17 protein-coding genes and 1 pseudogene are annotated in these 18,549 nt (G+C 64.7%); 2 read left to right on the forward strand and 16 right to left on the reverse strand.

The window, feature by feature from the left end; all coding sequences use genetic code 11:
* Positions 1-118: 118 nt before the first annotated feature.
* The 10 genes from serA to BM222_RS41650 all read right to left on the reverse strand — a co-directional run bounded on the left by serA (position 119) and on the right by BM222_RS41650 (position 10,053).
* Positions 119-1,708 (reverse strand): phosphoglycerate dehydrogenase, encoded by a 1,590-nt coding sequence (serA, locus tag BM222_RS38830; RefSeq protein ID WP_092239881.1) that lies wholly within the window; start codon positions 1,706-1,708, stop codon positions 119-121.
* Positions 1,709-1,927: 219 nt separating this feature from the next.
* Complete coding sequence (locus BM222_RS38835; RefSeq protein WP_092239882.1) at positions 1,928-3,100, reverse strand: phosphoserine transaminase; 1,173 nt, start codon at positions 3,098-3,100, stop codon at positions 1,928-1,930.
* Positions 3,101-3,179: 79 nt separating this feature from the next.
* Positions 3,180-3,371 (reverse strand): hypothetical protein, encoded by a 192-nt coding sequence (locus tag BM222_RS38840; protein ID WP_244547431.1) that lies wholly within the window; start codon positions 3,369-3,371, stop codon positions 3,180-3,182.
* A gap of 272 nt (positions 3,372-3,643) precedes the next feature.
* Positions 3,644-4,108, reverse strand: a complete 465-nt coding sequence (locus BM222_RS38845; RefSeq protein ID WP_092239893.1) for a GNAT family N-acetyltransferase — start codon at positions 4,106-4,108, stop codon at positions 3,644-3,646.
* A 28-nt stretch (positions 4,109-4,136) separates the two neighbouring features.
* Positions 4,137-4,727 (reverse strand): glutathione S-transferase family protein, encoded by a 591-nt coding sequence (locus tag BM222_RS38850; protein ID WP_092239884.1) that lies wholly within the window; start codon positions 4,725-4,727, stop codon positions 4,137-4,139.
* A 75-nt stretch (positions 4,728-4,802) separates the two neighbouring features.
* Positions 4,803-5,612 carry an outer membrane protein gene (locus tag BM222_RS38855; RefSeq protein WP_177243740.1) on the reverse strand — a complete coding sequence of 270 codons (810 nt, stop codon included), beginning with the start codon at positions 5,610-5,612 and terminating at the stop codon, positions 4,803-4,805.
* A gap of 168 nt (positions 5,613-5,780) precedes the next feature.
* Positions 5,781-6,635 carry an outer membrane protein gene (locus BM222_RS38860; RefSeq protein WP_092239885.1) on the reverse strand — a complete coding sequence of 285 codons (855 nt, stop codon included), beginning with the start codon at positions 6,633-6,635 and terminating at the stop codon, positions 5,781-5,783.
* A gap of 224 nt (positions 6,636-6,859) precedes the next feature.
* A complete protein-coding gene (locus BM222_RS38865; RefSeq protein WP_177243741.1) occupies positions 6,860-8,110 on the reverse strand; it encodes an MFS transporter in 1,251 nt (416 codons plus the stop codon).
* Positions 8,111-8,319: 209 nt separating this feature from the next.
* The gene (glmM, locus tag BM222_RS38870; protein WP_092239887.1) at positions 8,320-9,663 is read right to left on the reverse strand and encodes a phosphoglucosamine mutase; all 1,344 of its coding nucleotides are present in this window, start codon (positions 9,661-9,663) and stop codon (positions 8,320-8,322) included.
* Positions 9,664-9,885: 222 nt separating this feature from the next.
* On the reverse strand, positions 9,886-10,053 hold the full coding sequence (locus tag BM222_RS41650; RefSeq protein ID WP_177243742.1) for a hypothetical protein: 168 nt from the start codon (positions 10,051-10,053) through the stop codon (positions 9,886-9,888).
* A 104-nt stretch (positions 10,054-10,157) separates the two neighbouring features.
* On the opposite strand from BM222_RS41650, the gene BM222_RS38875 reads away from it, so the two are divergent.
* Entirely contained in the window at positions 10,158-11,300 is a 1,143-nt protein-coding gene (locus tag BM222_RS38875; protein ID WP_092239895.1) for an alpha-hydroxy acid oxidase, read from the forward strand.
* Between the two features lie 110 nt (positions 11,301-11,410).
* Here BM222_RS38875 and BM222_RS38880 read toward each other — a convergent pair whose 3' ends face one another.
* The 6 genes from BM222_RS38880 to BM222_RS38905 form a co-directional block, all read right to left on the reverse strand.
* On the reverse strand, positions 11,411-12,037 hold the full coding sequence (locus tag BM222_RS38880) for a hypothetical protein (RefSeq protein ID WP_092239888.1): 627 nt from the start codon (positions 12,035-12,037) through the stop codon (positions 11,411-11,413).
* Between the two features lie 55 nt (positions 12,038-12,092).
* Complete coding sequence (locus BM222_RS38885) at positions 12,093-12,932, reverse strand: shikimate dehydrogenase (RefSeq protein ID WP_092239889.1); 840 nt, start codon at positions 12,930-12,932, stop codon at positions 12,093-12,095.
* Positions 12,933-12,998: 66 nt separating this feature from the next.
* Complete coding sequence (locus BM222_RS38890) at positions 12,999-14,741, reverse strand: SulP family inorganic anion transporter (RefSeq protein WP_092239890.1); 1,743 nt, start codon at positions 14,739-14,741, stop codon at positions 12,999-13,001.
* Between the two features lie 102 nt (positions 14,742-14,843).
* Entirely contained in the window at positions 14,844-15,116 is a 273-nt protein-coding gene (locus BM222_RS38895) for a helix-turn-helix domain-containing protein (protein ID WP_018647504.1), read from the reverse strand.
* A 291-nt stretch (positions 15,117-15,407) separates the two neighbouring features.
* On the reverse strand, positions 15,408-17,456 hold the full coding sequence (locus BM222_RS38900) for an elongation factor G (RefSeq protein ID WP_092239891.1): 2,049 nt from the start codon (positions 17,454-17,456) through the stop codon (positions 15,408-15,410).
* A 189-nt stretch (positions 17,457-17,645) separates the two neighbouring features.
* On the reverse strand, positions 17,646-18,125 hold the full coding sequence (locus BM222_RS38905; protein WP_092239892.1) for a DUF992 domain-containing protein: 480 nt from the start codon (positions 18,123-18,125) through the stop codon (positions 17,646-17,648).
* Between the two features lie 194 nt (positions 18,126-18,319).
* On the opposite strand from BM222_RS38905, the pseudogene BM222_RS38910 reads away from it, so the two are divergent.
* Positions 18,320-18,549, forward strand: a pseudogene (locus BM222_RS38910) (IS110 family transposase); the annotation flags it as partial.

The following is an 18,549-nucleotide window of genomic DNA, read 5'->3' on the forward strand; positions in this document are numbered from 1 at the left end:
ATCTGGACGCGCCCGAGCCAGTCCTTCAAGATCACAGACAGATGAGCCTCAGTCTATGCTAAGCGCTCAACCGGACAGCCGTGGGACGAGCCCGGCCATGACGACAGCGAGAGCAGGATCAGAACGTCAGCGCCTTGACCTGCTTGACCTGCGGCAGCGCCTGCACCTTGGCGAGGACGTCCGCCGGCACCGCGCCATCGACCTCGACCAGTGCGATGGCGTCGCCGCCCTGCTCGACGCGGCCGAGATGGAAGGTCGCGATGTTGATCCTGGCATCGCCGAGGAGGCCGGCGAAGCTGCCGATGAACCCCGGCTTGTCCTCGTTGGTGACGTAGATCATCGACTTGCCGAACTCGGCGTCGACGCGAATGCCCTTGATGTCGACCAGGCGCGGCTTGCCGTCATGATAGACGGTGCCGGAGACCGAACGCTCCTGGCGTTCGGTTGCGACCGTCACGGTGATCAGGCTCTCATAGTCGCTCTGGGCGGCGCGCACGATCTCGTCGACGACCATGCCGCGCTCCTTGGCGACAACAGGCGCGGACACCACGTTGACCTCGCCCAGCATGGGCCGCAGCAGACCCGACAGCACGGCCGAGGTGATCGCCTTGATCTTCATCTCGGCGACGTGGCCCTCATAGGTGATCTCGACCTTGAGGATGCCGCTTTCAGTCAGCTGGCCGGCGAACGAGCCGAGCTTCTCGGCGAGGGCGATGAAGGGCTTCAGCTTCGGCGCTTCTTCGGCTGTGATCGAGGGGAAGTTCACGGCGTTCGAGATCGCGCCGGTGAGCAGGTAGTCCGACATCTGCTCGGCGACCTGCAGCGCGACGTTCTCCTGTGCTTCCGTGGTAGAGGCGCCGAGATGCGGCGTGCAGATCACGTTGGGATGGCCGAACAGCACGTTGGTGTTCGCGGGCTCCTCGACGAACACGTCGAAGGCGGCGCCCGCAATGTGCTTGGAATTGAGTGCATCGACCACGGCCTGCTCGTCGACGAGACCGCCGCGGGCGCAGTTGATCAGGCGCACGCCCTTCTTCATCTTGGCGATCGCGGCCGCATCGATGATGTTTTTGGTCTTCTCGGTCAGCGGCGTGTGCAGCGTGATGAAGTCGGCGCGCTTCAGGAGATCATCGAGCTCGACCTTCTCGACGCCGATATCCTTGGCGCGCTCCGGCGACAGGAACGGATCGAACGCGATCACCTTCATGCGCAGGCCGAGCGCGCGATCGGCGACGATCGAGCCGATATTACCGCAACCGACCACGCCGAGCACCTTGCCGGTGATCTCGACGCCCATGAAGCGGTTCTTTTCCCACTTGCCGGCCTGGGTCGAGGCGTCGGCTTGCGGAATCTCGCGGGCGAGCGCCAGCATCAGGGTGATGGCGTGCTCGGCGGTCGTGATCGAATTGCCGAACGGCGTGTTCATCACGATGATGCCCTTGGCCGTGGCCGCGGGGATCTCGACATTGTCGACGCCGATGCCGGCGCGGCCGATCACCTTGAGATTGGTCGCCTTCTCCAGGATCTTGGCGGTCGCCTTGGTCGCCGAGCGGATCGCGAGGCCGTCGTAATTGCCGATGATCTCGGCGAGCTTGTCCTTGTCCTTGCCGAGATTGGGCTGGAAATCGACCTCGACGCCGCGGTCCTTGAAGATCTGCACGGCAGCGGGGGAGAGCGCGTCGGAAATGAGAACTTTGGGTTTGGTCATGGGAATGTGTCCTTCACCGTCCCTGAGGGAGGATCGGCCCGAGGGCCGGAAATGTGTGAGTGACTTGGAAGCTAGTTGCTCTCCCTCTCCCGTTCTTACGGGGAGAGGGTTGGGGTGAGGGGCAGCCACGGGCGAAGTGCTCGTGGAGAGAGCCCCTCACCCGGATCGCTGCGCGACCCGGCCTCTTCCCGTAAGAACGGGGAGAGGCGAAGAAGAAACTTACGCCGCCTTGGCGAGCGCGGCCTTGGTCTCGGCGAAAGCCCAGTCGATCCACTGCGTCAGCAGCTCGACGTCCCTGGCCTCGACGGTGGCGCCGCACCAGATGCGCAGGCCGGCCGGCGCATCGCGGTAATATGCGAAGTCGTAGCCGGCGCCTTCCTTCTCGACGAGCGCGACCAGCTTCTTGGAGAACTCCGCCTGCGCGTCGTCCGAGAGCGAGGTGATCGCGGGGTCGGTGAACTTCAGGCACACCGAGGTGTTGGAGCGGATCGCGGCATCCTTGGCCAGGAAGTCGATCCAGGGCGTCTTCGCCTTCCAGTCGGCCAGCACCTTGGTGTTGGCGTCGGCACGCGCGATCAGCGCCTTGAGGCCACCGATCGACTTGGCCCAGTTCAGCGCGTCGAGATAATCCTCGACGCAGAGCATCGACGGCGTGTTGATGGTCTCGCCGACGAAGATGCCTTCGTTGATCTTGCCGCCCTTGGTCATGCGGAAGATTTTCGGCAACGGCCACGCCGGCTTGTAGGTCTCGAGGCGTTCCACCGCGCGGGGCGACAGGATCAGCATGCCGTGCGCGGCTTCGCCGCCGAGCGCCTTCTGCCAGGAGAAGGTGACGACATCGAGTTTTGCAAAATCGAGCGGCTGCGCGAAGGCGGCAGACGTCGCGTCGCAGATCGTGAGACCTTCGCGGGTCGCGCTGATCCAGTCGGCGTTCGGGACGCGCACGCCTGAGGTTGTGCCGTTCCAGGTGAAGATGACGTCGCTCGCAGGGTCCACCTTGGAGAGATCGGGAATCTCGCCGTATCCGGCGTTGAGCTTGGTGACGTCCTTGAGCTTCAATTCCTTGACGATGTCGCTGACCCAGCCTTCGCCGAAGGATTCCCAGGCGAGCGTGGTGACGGGGCGCGCACCGAGCAGCGACCACAGCGCCATCTCGACCGCGCCGGTATCGGACGCTGGCACGATGCCGATGCGGTAATCGGCGGGCACTTCAAGCACTTCGCGCGTCAGGTCGATCGCGAGCTTGAGCTTGGTCTTGCCGACCTTCGCGCGATGCGAACGGCCGAGCGCTGCGTCTTTGAGATTTTGGGCGTTCCAGCCGGGGCGCTTGGCGCAGGGGCCGGAGGAGAAATGCGGCACGTTCGGCCGCGAAGCGGGCTTCGCTACAGTCATCGTCTACCCTTCCAGATAGTAAGCCTCCCGTTGGGGGGAGGTGTCCCGCCGCGGCTGATACGGGAATCGGGAAGAGCAGTCAAGGAAGTTCCGGCGTTTCACCCTGGAGTGATGGCTCCTCCGGCACGACACCGGGGGACGCGACGGGCGCGAGCGCGTTCAGTAAGTCCGTGGCCTCGCTGATCAATTGCGCGGCGCGGCGGCGGCTGCCGACTTTCAAAATGCATTTGTCATCGGCCTGCACGACGTAATCGTTGCCGACCTTGATCATGGAATAGCTTGTCATCGAAATCCCCGAACCGACGGAGCCCGGTGTGAGACGCTGCCGTACCACCCTTCGTTCCCCAATCAACGTGAACGACGAACGGGTAGTTTATCAGCCCTTAAGATGAACGAACGCGCGATCGGATTTCGTTGACCGCGCAACGGCTGCCACGAGGGCCCCATTCCGATACAATCGGAACGGCGCTCTGGATTTTTTGTATTGACGCGTTTTCTTTACGCGAACCGGCATCCACTTCGCTCGAAAACGCTCTTGCTGCATCAAAACCGCACAGTCATGCCGGCGTGGCTCAACGCAAATCCGAGACGCTTGTAGAAGCGCTGCGCGTCCACGCGGCTCGAATGCGTCAGCAATTCGACCAGATTGCAGCCGCGTGCCTTCGCTTCCGTCACGGCCCATTGCACCAATTGCTCGCCGATGCCGCGGCTGCGGCAATCGCTGGCAACGCGGACATCCTCGAGCAGACAGCGAAGGCCGCCTTGCGAGCTGATGCCTGCGAGCACCGCGAGTTGCAGGCAGCCAACCACCCTGCCCTCGCTCTCCGCAACCACGAGCGTGAGATTGGGATCGCGCTCGACCCGCTCGAACGCCTGGTAGTAGACGGCAGGCAGGGGATCCTCGACCCGCTCGCGGGCGCGGCCGAGATGATCGTCGGCGAGCATTGCCACGATCGCCGGAACATCCTCGCGGCGCGCAGGACGAATCAACACGGACTTGTCGCTCATGCGGAACTCCGGACCAAACGCAACGGGCTCAACGCGCCGGCGGCAGACCAAGACGGGCCTCGGCTTCTGCAATCCAGCGGCGGATGGCGGCGTAACGGCCGAGGTCGAAGCCGCCTTCATGCGCAAGGCGCGTATAAGCGAGCAGCGAGACGTCGGCGAGCGAAACCGCATCACCGGTGAAGAAGCGGCTCGTCCGGAGATGCTGCTCCATGCGGTCCAGCGCCGCATGACCGCGCTTGACCTTGTCAGGGTCGAGCTCGGAAGCATCCTTGCCGAGATAGACCATCTGGAAGCGGCACACCGCGATATAAGGTTCGTGGCTGTACTGCTCCCAGAACAGCCATTCGTCCATCTTGGCGGCGACAAAAGCGTCGCGCGGAACAAGCGCGCTGTCACGGGCGAGATAGCGGATGATGGCGTTGGACTGCGCCAGCGTGCGGCCGTCGTCGAAAGCCACGGTGGGCACCTGTCCGGCGCCGTTCATCTTCAGGAATTGCGGCGTGCGCGTCTCGCCCTTGCGGGTGTCGATCTCGATCCAGCGATAGGGCAATGCGAGGTGATCGCAGACCCACTTCACCTTCAGACAATTACCCGAATTGCTGTCGCCGTAGATCTGCATCGCCGCCGCCTTATGCCGGGCGACAGAGCATCAGGACGCAACCGGCCTGTCAACCGCGACGCAGGGAAGCAGCCTCTAGAACTTGTAGCCGAGGCCAAGGCGCGCGGTGTTGATGCTGGTGTCGACCTGGGAGGTGAAGCGAATGTATTCCCACTCGGCGCGCATGAAGAGACCGCCAACCAGATTGACGTCCACACCGAGACCGGCCGTGTAGCCGTAGATCAGGTGGTTGTGCTGCGCATCGGTCGAGGACACAGGCCCCTGCAGAACGCCGGCCGGCGTCACGTAGTCCTGCACGCTCACCGAGCGAACGATGTCGGCATTGCCGAGCGCGAATCCGCCGAACAGGTAGGGCAGGAAGCATCCCCACGCATAGCCGGCCCTGCCCCGAAATGTTGCCATGTCGCTGATCGCGATCGAGGACGTCGAACTAGCTGTGACGGAATGCACATTGCCGTCGGACAATTGGTTGCTGCGAGATTCGGTGGCCGTGGTCGAGCCGCCAAAGGACCCATGAAGGTAGCTTGCTTCCAGGCCGAGCACGACATCGTCCCACTGGGAGTTATAACCCGCGAAGGCACCATACCCGGTGGAGCGGCGCGAAGCCTTGCCGAGACCCAGATTCCATTGCGAGACGCCCATTTCCGACTCGATCAGCGTGTCGGCGAGCAACGCAGCCATCATGTTGCTGGTGGAGCCGTTGAAGTTCTCGTCGGAAGACCCGTAGCCGGCTTGGGCACCGATATAGCTGCCCTGCCAGTTCGGACGCGCATCGGACAGACCGTCAGTGAAGCCGCCGCGCAAGACGGGGAGATCAGGCATGTCGGCCGCGTGTGCGGCGGACACCGATCCCAACATCACCGCCGCCACCAAAAGCCTACGCATTGCAACGCTCCATCGAACCCGAACTCTTGTCCGTGATCATGGCCCGTTAACCTTAACCAATGGTTGCGCCGGCGGCTTTCGTCGGCGCGGGCCATGAAAAATACGCAAAGCAAAACGGCGCGGGATGATCCCGCGCCGTTGAGACAGATTAAGCGATGCGGCTTGCGATCAGCCCTTGGTGACGAGCGGCGGCGGCGCGTAGGCCGGCGGGGCATTGAGTTCCCAGCGCACGCCGAGCTTCACGTCATGCGAGGTGATGTCTCTGAACTGGAATGGTGCGTGCGTGGTGTTGGTCACGCCGTCGAACGAGTAGCTCGGACCGGTCATGCCGTTGCCCATGTCGACGTAGCTGTAGGCGAGCTCGAGCACGAGGTTCGGGTTAACGTGGTACGCGAGACCGGCATGCGCGGCCCAGGCGAAATTCCATTTCGAGGAGGAGCCGGCGTAGTTGAGGCTGCGACCCTGGCCGCCCGCGCCGATGCTGTCGCCCGAGTCGGTGAAGTCGCCGACGGCGACGCGCGCGGTACCGACACCGGCACCGATGAACGGCGTGACGCACCACCAGGTGCCGAGATCGACATAGGCGTTGGCGAGGAACAGCAATTCCGACTTGGTCGCAGTATAGGAGTCGGTGCCTCTGAATCCGGCGCCCGGACCCACGCCGGTCACGACGTCGAGCCCCGTGAAGGTCGACTTGCCGCGATACTGGCCGGTGACGTCGGCGCGGAACCAGTTGTTGAAGCGGTAGCCGGCACCGAGGTCGAAAATGCCCGCGCTGCTGAAGTTTCCGGTCTGGTTGACATTCACGTTGTTGTAGGCAGCCGCGTTGGTGTCGAGGACGCGATCAACGCGCTGATTGCTGAAGCCGATGTCGCCGCGCAGATACCAGCCGCCGAAATCGGCGGGCTGGGCGGGCGGCGCGTACATGGGGGGCGGAGCGGCGATCGGCATATCGGCGGCGAATGCCATCGACGAGATCAGTGATGCCGCACCTGCGGCAAGGAGAGACTTAACGCTACGCATTGGCTTCGTCCTTATGGCCGGTGAGGCTCAATACGAGCGCCTCACGTTCTGGAAACTCACGGGCCGGACGATGGCACCAAACTCTTAAGCGCCACTTAACCCTAATTTTTAAGGTTGATTTTTTCTCTACCATGCGGATGCAGCGCAAGCGTTGCAAAATTGCGGCGCTTGCCCGCCGCAATGCTAACGATTGGTGAAGCCGCGTGGCGGCAAGAAAGGAACTGTTAACGCGCGTGCCGGGGCAGTTTTGGCAGGAACACGGCAAGCAGGCCGATCGCCGGCAGGTAGGCGCAGACCTGATAGACGAACTCGATCGACGTATGGTCGGCGACCTTGCCGAGCACGGCCGCCCCCAGGCCGCCGATGCCGAACGCGACGCCGAAGAACACGCCGGAGATCATGCCGAAGCGATGCGGCACCAGTTCCTGGGCGAACACGATGATCGACGACGTCGTCGAGGAGATGATGAGGCCGATGATCACCGACAGCACCGCGCTTGCATAGAGCCCGGCATAGGGCAGCGCCAGCGTGAACGGCAGCGCGCCGAGGATCGAGATCCAGATCACGATCTTGCGGCCGAAGCGATCGCCGAGCGGTCCGCCCAGGAACGCGCCGACCGCGTTCGCCGCGAGGAAAATGAACAGATAGATCTGCGCCGCCTGCGTCGACACGCCGAAGCGGTCGATCAGATAGAAGATGTAGTAGCTCGACAGGCTCGAGACGTAGAGCTGCTTCGAGAACAGCAGCGCGACCAGCACGAGAAGCGCGACCGCGACGCGACGCGAGCTCGGGGCATCAGGATGGGCCCGAACCGCCACCGTCTTCCTGGCCTTGATCTGCGGTTCGTACCAACGGCCGATGCGCCAGAGGATGACGATGGCAAGGCCCGCGATCGACGAGAACCAGGCGATGCTGCCTTGACCGAACGGCACGACGATGAGCGCTGCGAGCACCGGCCCCATCGAGGTGCCGAAACTGCCGCCGAGCTGGAACACCGATTGCGCGAAGCCGTAACGCCCCCCGGAGGCAAGCCGTGCGATACGGGCGGATTCGGGATGGAACACCGCGGATCCGAGACCGACCAGCGCAGCCGCGATCAGGATGAGCAGATATTGGTGCGCGGCGCTGAGCAGCAGCAGGCCGAAGAAGGTCGAGGCCATGCCGATCGACAGCGAGTAAGGCTGCGCCTTCTTGTCGGTGTAGTGGCCGACCACCGGCTGCAGCAGCGACGCCGTGAACTGGAACGCCAGCGTGATCATGCCGATCTGCGCGAAGTCGAGCGCGTAGGTGTCCTTCAGGATCGGATACACCGAGGCGATCAGCGACTGCATGGTGTCGTTGAGGAAGTGCGAGAAGCTGATGCCGGCGAGCACGACATAGGCCGGCCCCGCGGCCGTCTTGGCGGCAGGCGCGACGTCGCTGACGACGACGGGCTCGGTGAGCGTTTCCTCTGAGACGACGACAGGCTTGTTCAATGCAGCATCCCGGCGCGGCAGCTTGCCGCGACCTCACAGGTACGATGCTGGCGGCAGCCAATCCACCGCCAATCGCAAATGGCTGGGATGCGGCGAGAGGGATGAGCGGTTCTATGCGCGAGTCGCCTCGCGAGCTGGGTACGCGGGAGACAACCCCTCATCCGGCACGTCGCGCCACCTTCTCCGCAAGGGGAGAAGGAAGAAGAACCTCAAGCCGCAGCCTGCCCCAGCGCGGAGACGATGGTGTCGACGACGTCCTCGACCAGGATGCGGTCCTCGCCCTCGCCCATGACGCGGATCACGGGCTCGGTGCCCGACGAGCGGATCAAGAGACGGCCGTGGCCGTTGAGCCGCTTCTCGCCGTCCGAGATCGCCGACCTGACATCGGAATTGTCGAGCGGCTTGCCGCCCTTGTGGCGGACGTTCTTGAGGATCTGCGGCAGCGGATCGAAGCGATGGCACACCTCCGACACCGGCCGGCGCAGCTTCTGCACGACCGCGAGCACCTGAAGCGCGGCAACGAAGCCGTCGCCTGTCGTGGCGTAGTCGGACAGGATGATGTGGCCGGACTGCTCGCCGCCGAGATTGTAGCCGCCGTTCAGCATCTGCTCGAGCACGTAGCGGTCGCCGACCGGCGTGCGCACGAGATCGAGGCCCTGCCCTTTCAGGAAGCGCTCGAGGCCGAGATTGGACATCACGGTGGCGACGATGCCCGGACGCGAGAGGCGCCCGTCTTCCTTCCAGCTCTGCGCGATCACCGCCAGCAGCTGGTCGCCGTCGACGACATGGCCGCGCTCGTCGACCAGGATGACGCGGTCGGCGTCGCCGTCGAGCGCAATGCCGATGTCGGCGCGCATCTCGCGCACCTTCTTCGACAGCGCTTCCGGCGAGGTCGAGCCGCAATCCTTGTTGATGTTGAAGCCATCGGGCTCGACGCCGATCGGCACGACGTCGGCGCCCAATTCCCACAGGGCTTCCGGCACCACCTTGTAGGCGGCGCCGTTGGCGCAATCGACCACGACGCGCAGGCCGTCGAGCGAGAGATCGCGCGGCAGCGTGCGCTTGGCGAATTCGATGTAGCGATCATGCACGCCGTCGATACGGCGGGCGCGGCCCAGGCTCGCACTTTGCGCGAGCCGCTTCTCGATCGGTTCGTCGAGCAGCTGCTCGATCTGCTTCTCGACATCGTCTGACAGCTTGAAGCCCTGGGGGCCGAACAGCTTGATGCCGTTGTCCTCGAACAGATTGTGCGAGGCCGAGATCATGACACCGAGATCGGCGCGCATCGACTTGGTCAGCATCGCCACCGCCGGCGTCGGCATCGGGCCGACCAGCAGCACGTCCATGCCGACCGAGGTGAAGCCCGCGACCATCGCGTATTCGATCATGTAACCCGACAAACGGGTGTCCTTGCCGATCACGACACGGTGGCGGTGATCACCGCGCTGAAACGCAAGGCCCGCGGCCTGGCCGACCTTGAGCGCGAGCTCCGGCGTGATCAGTCCGTTGGCGCGGCCCCTGATACCGTCCGTCCCGAAATATTTGCGGCTCATATCGTCCCCCACGCAACAACCAGGGATCCCCAAGACAACCTCCGGGTGCCCTGGCGGGCCCCGCATCCCTGATTTGCTGGGCGTGTTATAGAGCCATTGGGGCTAATTTGGTTTCAAAAAATGTGATTAATCATTACGAGCCCGGGGGCCGCCAGCGCCCCTGTAACCTCTTGTTAATGCTATGTATCGTGCTGGAACGCGGGAACGAGAGGGAACCGCCCCCTAGTCCGTCCGCTTGACGTGACCATCCGCGCGGCTCGGCGCCGGCTGGGTGACGCTGACGGGATCGGAGCCCGGAAAGGTCTCTTCCAGACCCTCCTCCAGCGCGTCGTCGAGGTCCTGCTTTTCCTTGATCTCTTCCGGTGAAGGTCCGGCGTGCGGCTTGGTCATGACTGCCCTCTCGCAAACGATTTGGCTGTGCATCCAACCATGCTAGATGACCCCTCGATCTTCCGATGCAAGACGCCCGGGACAAGACGGGCCGGGGAACGTTCATGAAGCACATCACCTGTATCGACGATCTTCGCGCGCTGCATAAACGCCGCGTGCCGAAGGCGTTCTTCGACTATTGCGACCGCGGCTCCTATTCCGAGGAAACGCTGCGCGCCAACCGCGAGGACCTGCAGGCGATCAAGTTCCGCCAGCGCATCCTGGTCGACGTCTCCAAGCGCGACACCTCGACCACGATCCTCGGCGAGCCCTCGACGATGCCGCTGATCCTGGCGCCGGTCGGCCTGCTCGGCATGCAGCATGGCGACGGCGAGATTCACGCCTGCCGCGCGGCGCAGGCCGCCGGCATCCCGTTCACCCAATCGACGATGTCGATCTGCTCGATCGAGGACATCGCCGCCGCCGTCGACAAGCCGTTCTGGTTCCAGCTCTACGTCATGAAGGACCGCGGCTTCATCAAGGATCTGGTCCAGCGCGCGATCGCGGCGAAGTGCAGCGCACTGGTGCTGACGGTCGACTTGCAGGTGATCGGCCAGCGCCACGCCGACATCAAGAACGGCATGACCATTCCCCCGGAATGGTCGCTGTCGAAGTTCTTCGATTTCGCGACCAAACCGGCCTGGGTCTCCGGTGTGCTGCGGGGCAAGCGCCGCACCTTCGGCAATATCGCGGGCCATGTGAAGAACACCGAGGACCTCAACCGGCTCGCCGAATGGACCGCCTCTCAGTTCGACACCTCCTTGAACTGGAAGGACGTCGAGTGGATCCGGAGCATCTGGCCGGGCAAGCTCATCATCAAGGGCATTTTGGACGTCGAGGACGCCGAGGAAGCGGCCAAGACCGGCGCCCAGGCGCTGGTGGTGTCGAACCATGGCGGCCGCCAGCTCGACGGTGCGCCATCCTCGATCGAGGTGCTGCCGGAGATCGTCGACGCCGTCGGTGAGAAGATGGAGATCATGTTCGACGGCGGCATCCGTTCCGGCCAGGACGTGATGCGCGCGCTCGCGCTCGGCGCAAAGTCCTGCATGATCGGCCGCGCTTATGCCTATGGCCTGGGTGCCGGCGGCCAGGCCGGCGTCGCAAAGGCGATCGACATCATCCAGAAAGAGCTGCTGACCACGATGGGCCTGTGCGGCGTCAACAGGATCGACGAGATCGACGAGCACATCATTGCCGAGGCACCGTGACGACGGTGCCGTAGGCTGGGCAAGGCGTAAGCATGCCCACCGCCCCCTCGGGACTTGCGGCGATCAGGCACGGCAACCCGCCCGACCGCCGCTGTTCCAGGCTACGTCGATCACATCGGCGGGGTCAGGCCGTCACGGCCGACGCTGACGCGGTTGGTCTCGAACGAGCCATCGGGCAATTGCCTCATGGAGGCGATGACCTTGGCGCCGGCCTTCAGCTCGGACTTGTCGCCAGGCACGAAGGTCACGACCGGCGTCATATCGGAGACGAACACCTTCTTCTCGCCGTCCTTGTACTTCACCAGCAGCGTATGGCCGTCATTGCCGACCACGCTCTCCGACACCGTGGCATTGGTCATGCTCAAGTTCGGCTTGAGATCGTAGGGCCGCGAGCCCTCGCCGGTGCCGCGCATGCTCTCCGGAAACACGTGAACCTCGACGGCGTTGTTGCCGCCCTCAGGTCCCGGCACGGTGGTGGCGCCGACGAAAGAGCCGACCTTGATGTCGGCGAGCGAGATCCTGGCGACGCCGGCGATGCGCGCGTCGGAGGCGATATGCAGCTTGACGTCCTCGCCGGAGCGCGACTTGACCTGCATCGTGTCGCCATCGACGCTCTCGATCGTGCCGCGCACGCGGGTTGGCACCGGCGCCTTTTGCGCGACGGCGGCAAGGGTGGAAGCAGCCACCATCGCAACGGCGATGAGCGGGCGCGTGAAACTGGCACGTTGGATCGTCATTGATGTCTCCGGTTGTCCCCGGGGGATAGAACGCCGGAGGCGGCGCGCTATTCTCTCAAGTCTTTGTGAGATCGGCCTCGACCAGCGCGCGCAACTCGGCTGTCACCTGTGGCCGCTGGCCGAACCAGAGTTCGAAGCCGCGCACCGCCTGGTGCAGGAGCATGCCGAGCCCGTCGGCGATCCTCAACCCGCGGGCACTGGCGGTTGCGAGCAGCGGCGTCACCAGGGGGACGTAGACGAGGTCGGCGACCACGGCGTCGGACGGCAGGCGGGCCACATCGAGCTCGAGCGCGCCCTGCCCGTGCATGCCGAGCGAGGTGGTGTTCACGAGAAGTTTTGCGCGCGGCAGGACCTCGTTGATCCCGTCCCACGACAACGGAAGCACCTTCGGCCCGAACTGCGCGGCCAACGCCTCGGCTCGCGCCGGCGTGCGGTTGGCGAGATGAACGCGCGTGAAGCCACGTTCGAGCAAGCCGAACACGACCGCGCGCGAGGCGCCGCCCGCTCCCAGCACCAGTGCCTCGTCGGCCGTGTCCCAAAGGCGCGCGCTGGCGTCGAGATTGCCGAGAAAGCCCTCGACGTCAGTGTTCGTGGAACGCAGCTCACCATCGGCAAACCACAAGGTGTTGGCCGCGCCCACGGCCTTGGCACGCCCGTCCGGGGCCGACAGCGCCATCACGCCTTCCTTGTGCGGGATGGTGACATTGGCGCCGACGAAGCCGCGCAACGACAGCCGCAGGACGAAATCCCTGAGGTCCTCCGGCGGAACAGCCTCGATGACGTAGCCGCCTTCGATGCCGAGCGTACGCAGCCAGTAATGATGGATCAGCGGCGAGCGCGAATGCGCGGCCGGCCATCCGATCAAGCAGGCCGCTGGAGCCTTGGTCACGTTCATCCTTCCCCCGCGTCATGTTCGAGCGCGATCCATTTCGCGTCCCGCGGGCGCTGTCAAGCAGGCGGGCTATGCCGTGGCTTCGGTCGCGCCGGAGGCTGCCTTGATTTCCGCGACCGCTCGCTCGATGGTCGGACGATAACGCGCGCGTCGCGGGCTCACTCCGTGCGTCAGCAATGCGCGGCGGACCGTGCGCGAAGCCCCCGTGATGAACAGCCGGATGCCCCGGCGCTGGGCCTTGGCCGCGACGCGCCCCAACACATTCGCCGCGGTGGAGTCCAGGAACGGCACCGCCGCGAAATCGACGACGAGCGCCTTGCGCGTGTCGGCGACGCCCTCGAGCACGCCTCCGATGGCCGAGGCCGCGCCGAAGAAGAACGCGCCGGTGATGCGGTAGACCAGCACGTCGCGGTCGATCGCGAGCGCGGAATCGTAAGGCACGCGCTCACCATTGCCATCGTCGGGGCGGTCGGCCACCACCAGCGGCGACCGCTCCTCGATGCCGGTCATCTCAGCCATGCGATGGATGAACAGCACCGCACCGAGCGCGAAGCCGACCAGAATGCCTTCGGTCAGGTCGCGGAAGATGGTCAGCAGGAAGGTTGCGAGCAGCACGATTGCATCGCCCCAGGAGGAACGCAGCAGCGTCGCGAATTCGTGCTTCTCCGCCATGGTCCAGGACACCACGACGAGAACGGCGGCGAGCGCGGCCAGCGGGATGTAGCTCGCAAGCGGTGCCGCAATCAGCATGAACAGCAGCAGAAAGAGCGAGTGCAGCATGCCCGCGAGCGGGCCGCGGGCGCCGGCGCGGACATTGGTCGCGGTGCGCGCGATCAGCCCGGTGACGCAGATGCCGCCGAACAGCGCCGCGCCGATATTGGCGGCACCTTGCGCCACCAGCTCGCAATTGGAGCGATGGCGGCGGCCCGTCATGCCGTCGGCCACCACCGCCGACAACAGCGATTCGATGGCCGCGAGCAGCGCGAACGAGATCGCATCCGGCAGCACCGCCGTCGCCTTCGCGAGCGAGAACGCCGGCAGCGCCGGTGACGGCAATTCGCGGGGTATGCCGCCGAAGCGGCTACCGATGGTTTCGATCGGCAGCGACAGCACAGCCGACGCGACCGCCGCGAGCACGACGGCGATCAGGATCCCGGGCCAGGACGGCCGCCAGCGCCGCAGGCCGGCGATAACAGCGATGCTGACGACAGCGACGCCGAGCGCAGACGGATTGACGGTGTGCAGACCACCCGCGAGCGCGACGAGCTTCGGCACGAACTCGCTGGGTTCTTTTCCGGCGAGCGTGATGCCGGTGAGATCGCGCAGCTGGCTCGCAAAGATGATGATGGCGATGCCGGCCGTGAAGCCGATGGTCACCGGATAGGGAATGAACTTGATGTAGGTGCCGATGCGCAGGAGGCCCGCGGCGATCAGGACCATGCCGGCCATCAGCGTGGCGAGGATGACGCCGTCGACGCCGTGCCGCTCCGCTGTCACCGCCACCAGCACGATGAAGGCGCCCGCGGGGCCGCCGATCTGAAACCGGCTGCCGCCGAGCAGCGACACGATGAAGCCACCGACAACGGCCGTATAGAGGCCGCGATCCGGCGTCACGCCCGATGCGATCGCGATGGCCATCGACAGCGGCAGCGCGACGATGGCGACGGTCAGCCCTGCGATCACGTCGGCGCGGAAATCCGCGAAGCCATAGCCTTCGCGCCAGACGGTGACGAGTTTTGGCAGATAGAGTTCGGCGAAGCTCGGCCGACGCAACTGATGCAATTCGCCTGCGTGATCGCTCGTGATGCTCATGTCAGCAAAGTGCTCCGCTGGCCCCACAATGCTTCGGCGCATCGTGCAACGCGCCTGCGACGATGCGTTAGTCCATTTTGATCCCGGGCACGATCATCGCGATCATGCCCCCACGCGACGCGGCGGCCCCGGCTCCTTCAGGCGAACGCCGCGTCCGCCGCTGTCGCTGCGGGCCTGTTCGCCGATCAACTCGACGCCGGCCCGGTCGAACGCCTCGACGACCCTCATCAGGGTCTCGACCACGCCGCGCACATTGCCGGTCGAGGCCTCCATCCGCTGGATTGTCGGCAACGACACGCCGGCAAGCTCGGCCAGGGTTTTCTGATCAATGCCGAGCAGCGCACGAGCCGCCCGCATCTGGAATGACGTGATCACCTTAGCCTCACGTATTAGCCAGTATAAGTGATATTCTACGCATATACAATGATGTAAAATACATCATACTAAAGGCAGATGCAAGCCCTCTCCGTCGTTGCGAGCGGAGCGAAGCAATCCAGAATCCCTCCGTGGAAAGACTCTGATTTGCTTCGCTGCGCTCGCAATGACGAGTGGAGGGGGGCGCGGCCAAATGACCAAATGAAATGACGCGCTTCGTGGAAACGGGCCCCTCACCCGCCCTCTCCCCGCAAGAGCGGGGAGAGGGCGACGAGAAGGCAGAGCCTCCAATCAGGCCGCGTGTTGATGCGCGGCGATGATCTGATCGGCGGCACGGCCGGTCACCTCGGCCATGTGGTCGAACTGACGGGTGAAGCTGCCGGCGCCTGCCGTGGCCGAACGCAGCTCGACGATGAGCTCGCCGATCTCGGCTTCCGGCATCATGGCACGCACGGTATCCCAGCCACTCCAGCCCTCGCGGGTGTCGAAGCCGAGGATCTGGCCGCGCCGCGCCGACAGGATCGCGTTGATCTTGGCGGTGGCATCGGTCGGACAGACGATCTCGACCACGTGGATCGGCTCCAGCAATACCGACTGGCATTGCGGCAGGCCTTCGTTGAGCCCGATCCGCGCCGCCGTGCGGAAAGCGAGATCGGAGGAATCGACGCTGTGATAGGAGCCGTCGGTCAGCGTCACCTGCAGATCGGTCACGGGGAAACCGAGCGGGCCGCGCGCGAGCCCGTCGACCACACCCTCTTCCACCGCACCGATATAATTGCGCGGCACCGCGCCGCCGACGACCGTCTCGGCGAACCTGAAGCCCTCGCCGCGCGGCAGCGGCTTGATGTCCAGCACGACATCGCCGAACTGACCATGACCGCCGGACTGCTTCTTGTGGCGGCCGCGCTGGGTGATCGACTTGCGAATGGTCTCCTGGTATCCGATCGCGGGCGGATGCGAGGAGATCTTGACGCCGAATCGATCGCGCAACCGCTCGGTCGCGACGCGCAAGTGCATCTCGCCCTGCCCCCACAGCACGGTGTCGTGAGTCTGGGCGTTCTGCACGACGACGAGCGAGGGATCCTCTTCGTGCAGCCGCATCAACGACTGACCGAGCTTGACGTCATCCTTGCGGTCGGTGGCCGCAACCGACATGGCGAGCACCGGCGGCGTCGGCTCCGACGCCGTGAGTGCAGCCGGCGCGGTCTTGCCGCTCGACACGGTGTCGCCGGTCTTGACGGGATCGAGCTTGGCAAGCGCCACGGTGTCACCGGCTTCGGCCGAGGTCCGCTTGCTGTCGTAAGCGCCGCTCACAGCGAGGATGCCGGAGATGCGGCTCGTTCCACCGGAGGAGGATTGCAGCGTGGCGCCGTCGTCGAGACGGCCGGCGAGCAGCCGCGTCAGCGACAGCTTTCCTCCGTGCTGCGAGTGCAGCGTCTTGAACACGAAGCCGAGCGCGTCCTTGGTCTCGGGCGCGCCGAGACGTTTTGCGGTCTCCGCGATTCCCGGCGCCTCGTGGCGCAGCGCCTTCATCAGGCGCAGCACGCCGTTTTCGCGCGCGGCGGCACCGAGCAGCACGGGACAGATCAGCCCTTCGCGCAATTCGCGGGCAAGATCGTCGAACACCGCATCACGCGGCGGCTGGATGTCCTCGAGCAGTTGCTCCATCAGCGCATCGTCGTGATCGGCGAGCTTCTCCAGCATCGAGAAGCGCGCTTCCTTCTCCCGATCGAGATTGCCTCCGTCGAGCGCGACCACTTCGGAGGCCTTGTGCTCGCGATAAATGAACGCACGTTCCAGTGCGAGATCGACAAAGCCTTCGATCAGCTCGTTTTTCCAGATCGGGATCTGGCGCAGCACCAGCGGCACGCGCGAAGCGGGCTGGAGCATCGCAAGCGTCTCACGGATGCGCTCGTTGGCGCGGTCGATCTTGTTCAGGAACAGGAAACGCGGAATCTTCAACTCCTCCAGCTCGCGCAGGATGATCTGAAGCTGCGGCAGCTTCTTCTCGTCGGCCTCGCAGACCACGATGGCGGCGTCGACCGCGGGCAAAGCGGCGCGCATGTCGTGGGCGAACTCAACGGACCCGGGACAATCCAGGAAAGTGTAGCTGTCGCCCATGAAGCTCGTGGTGGCGGCAGTGAGCCCGACGGTCATCTTGTGCTGACGGGCCTCGGGCGTGGCGTCGCCGACGGACGTTCCGGCATCGACGCTGCCGGCGCGGGGGATTGCGCCCGTACGCGCCAGGATCGCTTCGAGAAGCGTGGTTTTACCTGCTTGGAAAGGGCCCACAAGCGCAATGCACCGTGGACCTCGGGGACTTCTGACGTCTTGTCCCATTCGCCGCCTCCTTGGTGTGGAGCTCGGCCCATGATTGGGTCGGCAAGCGCAGATGCTCTGCCCGTCCCCGAGATTTGGCAAGCATCAAACGTCGCTGCGGTGCGTCGTCAGTTCGATTAGGTCCTAACTGTTGGCGCATCACCTCTCCCCAGCGGCGAGAGGTGAAAGCGGCACCGCCATTGACGCGTCCTAGCGACCGGGACGCAGTTCCAGGCTTTCGAGTCCGGCCGCGACGTTGAGGCCGACCTGGCCCTGCACGCTGAGCGGCTGGAGCGCGATCGAATTGTTGGAGCCGCCGACCAGCACGTTTCCACCGAGGCCGACGCCGACCGAGGCGCTGCCCTGCGCGCCCGCGTAATTGCCGGAGAGATCGCCGGGGCCGAGCCGGTTGACCGGCGCGAACACGCCCCAGGCCAGCGTGGTTTCCTGGGTGATGCCGATGTCGAGGCCCACTTTACGGATCGTCGCGACATAGCGGCCTTCAGGCAGGCCGTCGGCGCGCAGCACGCAGCCGAGATTGGTCACCGATCCCACCACGAAGCCGATGCTGGCACCGCCGCGGCATTCGAGCACGCCGACCTGCACCAACCGCGACTGAGCGCTGGCGCTCGCGATGGAGGCAACGAGGCTCGCGGCAGCGAGCCCGGCGAGGAGGAATGAGCGGCGCATGAATGTCTCCGGCGATGAATGTGATGCAGGCAAAGAGGCGCGGCAGGAGGCCGCACCGGCGTTCTATGCCACAGCCTTGATGGCGGTGCCAGATCCTCCGTCATTGCGCGCGCAGCGAAGATTCCATGGGGAGTGGATAGCGACCTGGTCTGAGGCCAGACTGAGGTTGCTAACACACCAACCTGGAGACGACGATGTTGCTCGATCATCCTTCCGCCGGACTGGCCGCTATCCGCACACAGTTTGGCGCAATTTTCGTGTCATTGGAACTGAGCCGTTCGACATGGCTGGTTACATCGCTGTCGCCGGGCAAGGGCGGGAAGATGTCGAGACACAGCGTGAAAGCCGGCGACATTGCGGACCTTTTGAAGCTGTTGGCAGAGCTGAAGCGCAAGGCACAGGCGCGAACGGGCGAGAGTTATGC

It is taken from the genome of Bradyrhizobium sp. Gha (assembly GCF_900113735.1).
Taxonomy (GTDB): Bacteria; Pseudomonadota; Alphaproteobacteria; order Rhizobiales; family Xanthobacteraceae; genus Bradyrhizobium.

Bases quoted from the DNA above. Each gene is read 5' to 3' on its own strand.
- serA (WP_092239881.1), bottom strand. From the start codon at position 1,708: ATGACCAAACCCAAAGTTCTCATTTCCGACGCGCTCTCCCCCGCTGCC.
- BM222_RS38835 (WP_092239882.1), bottom strand. From the start codon at position 3,100: ATGACTGTAGCGAAGCCCGCTTCGCGGCCGAACGTGCCGCATTTCTCC.
- BM222_RS38840 (WP_244547431.1), bottom strand. From the start codon at position 3,371: ATGATCAAGGTCGGCAACGATTACGTCGTGCAGGCCGATGACAAATGC.
- BM222_RS38845 (WP_092239893.1), bottom strand. From the start codon at position 4,108: ATGAGCGACAAGTCCGTGTTGATTCGTCCTGCGCGCCGCGAGGATGTT.
- BM222_RS38850 (WP_092239884.1), bottom strand. From the start codon at position 4,727: ATGCAGATCTACGGCGACAGCAATTCGGGTAATTGTCTGAAGGTGAAG.
- BM222_RS38855 (WP_177243740.1), bottom strand. From the start codon at position 5,612: ATGCGTAGGCTTTTGGTGGCGGCGGTGATGTTGGGATCGGTGTCCGCC.
- BM222_RS38860 (WP_092239885.1), bottom strand. From the start codon at position 6,635: ATGCGTAGCGTTAAGTCTCTCCTTGCCGCAGGTGCGGCATCACTGATC.
- glmM (WP_092239887.1), bottom strand. From the start codon at position 9,663: ATGAGCCGCAAATATTTCGGGACGGACGGTATCAGGGGCCGCGCCAAC.
- BM222_RS41650 (WP_177243742.1), bottom strand. From the start codon at position 10,053: ATGACCAAGCCGCACGCCGGACCTTCACCGGAAGAGATCAAGGAAAAG.
- BM222_RS38875 (WP_092239895.1), top strand. From the start codon at position 10,158: ATGAAGCACATCACCTGTATCGACGATCTTCGCGCGCTGCATAAACGC.
- BM222_RS38880 (WP_092239888.1), bottom strand. From the start codon at position 12,037: ATGACGATCCAACGTGCCAGTTTCACGCGCCCGCTCATCGCCGTTGCG.
- BM222_RS38885 (WP_092239889.1), bottom strand. From the start codon at position 12,932: ATGAACGTGACCAAGGCTCCAGCGGCCTGCTTGATCGGATGGCCGGCC.
- BM222_RS38890 (WP_092239890.1), bottom strand. From the start codon at position 14,741: ATGAGCATCACGAGCGATCACGCAGGCGAATTGCATCAGTTGCGTCGG.
- BM222_RS38900 (WP_092239891.1), bottom strand. From the start codon at position 17,456: ATGGGACAAGACGTCAGAAGTCCCCGAGGTCCACGGTGCATTGCGCTT.
- BM222_RS38905 (WP_092239892.1), bottom strand. From the start codon at position 18,125: ATGCGCCGCTCATTCCTCCTCGCCGGGCTCGCTGCCGCGAGCCTCGTT.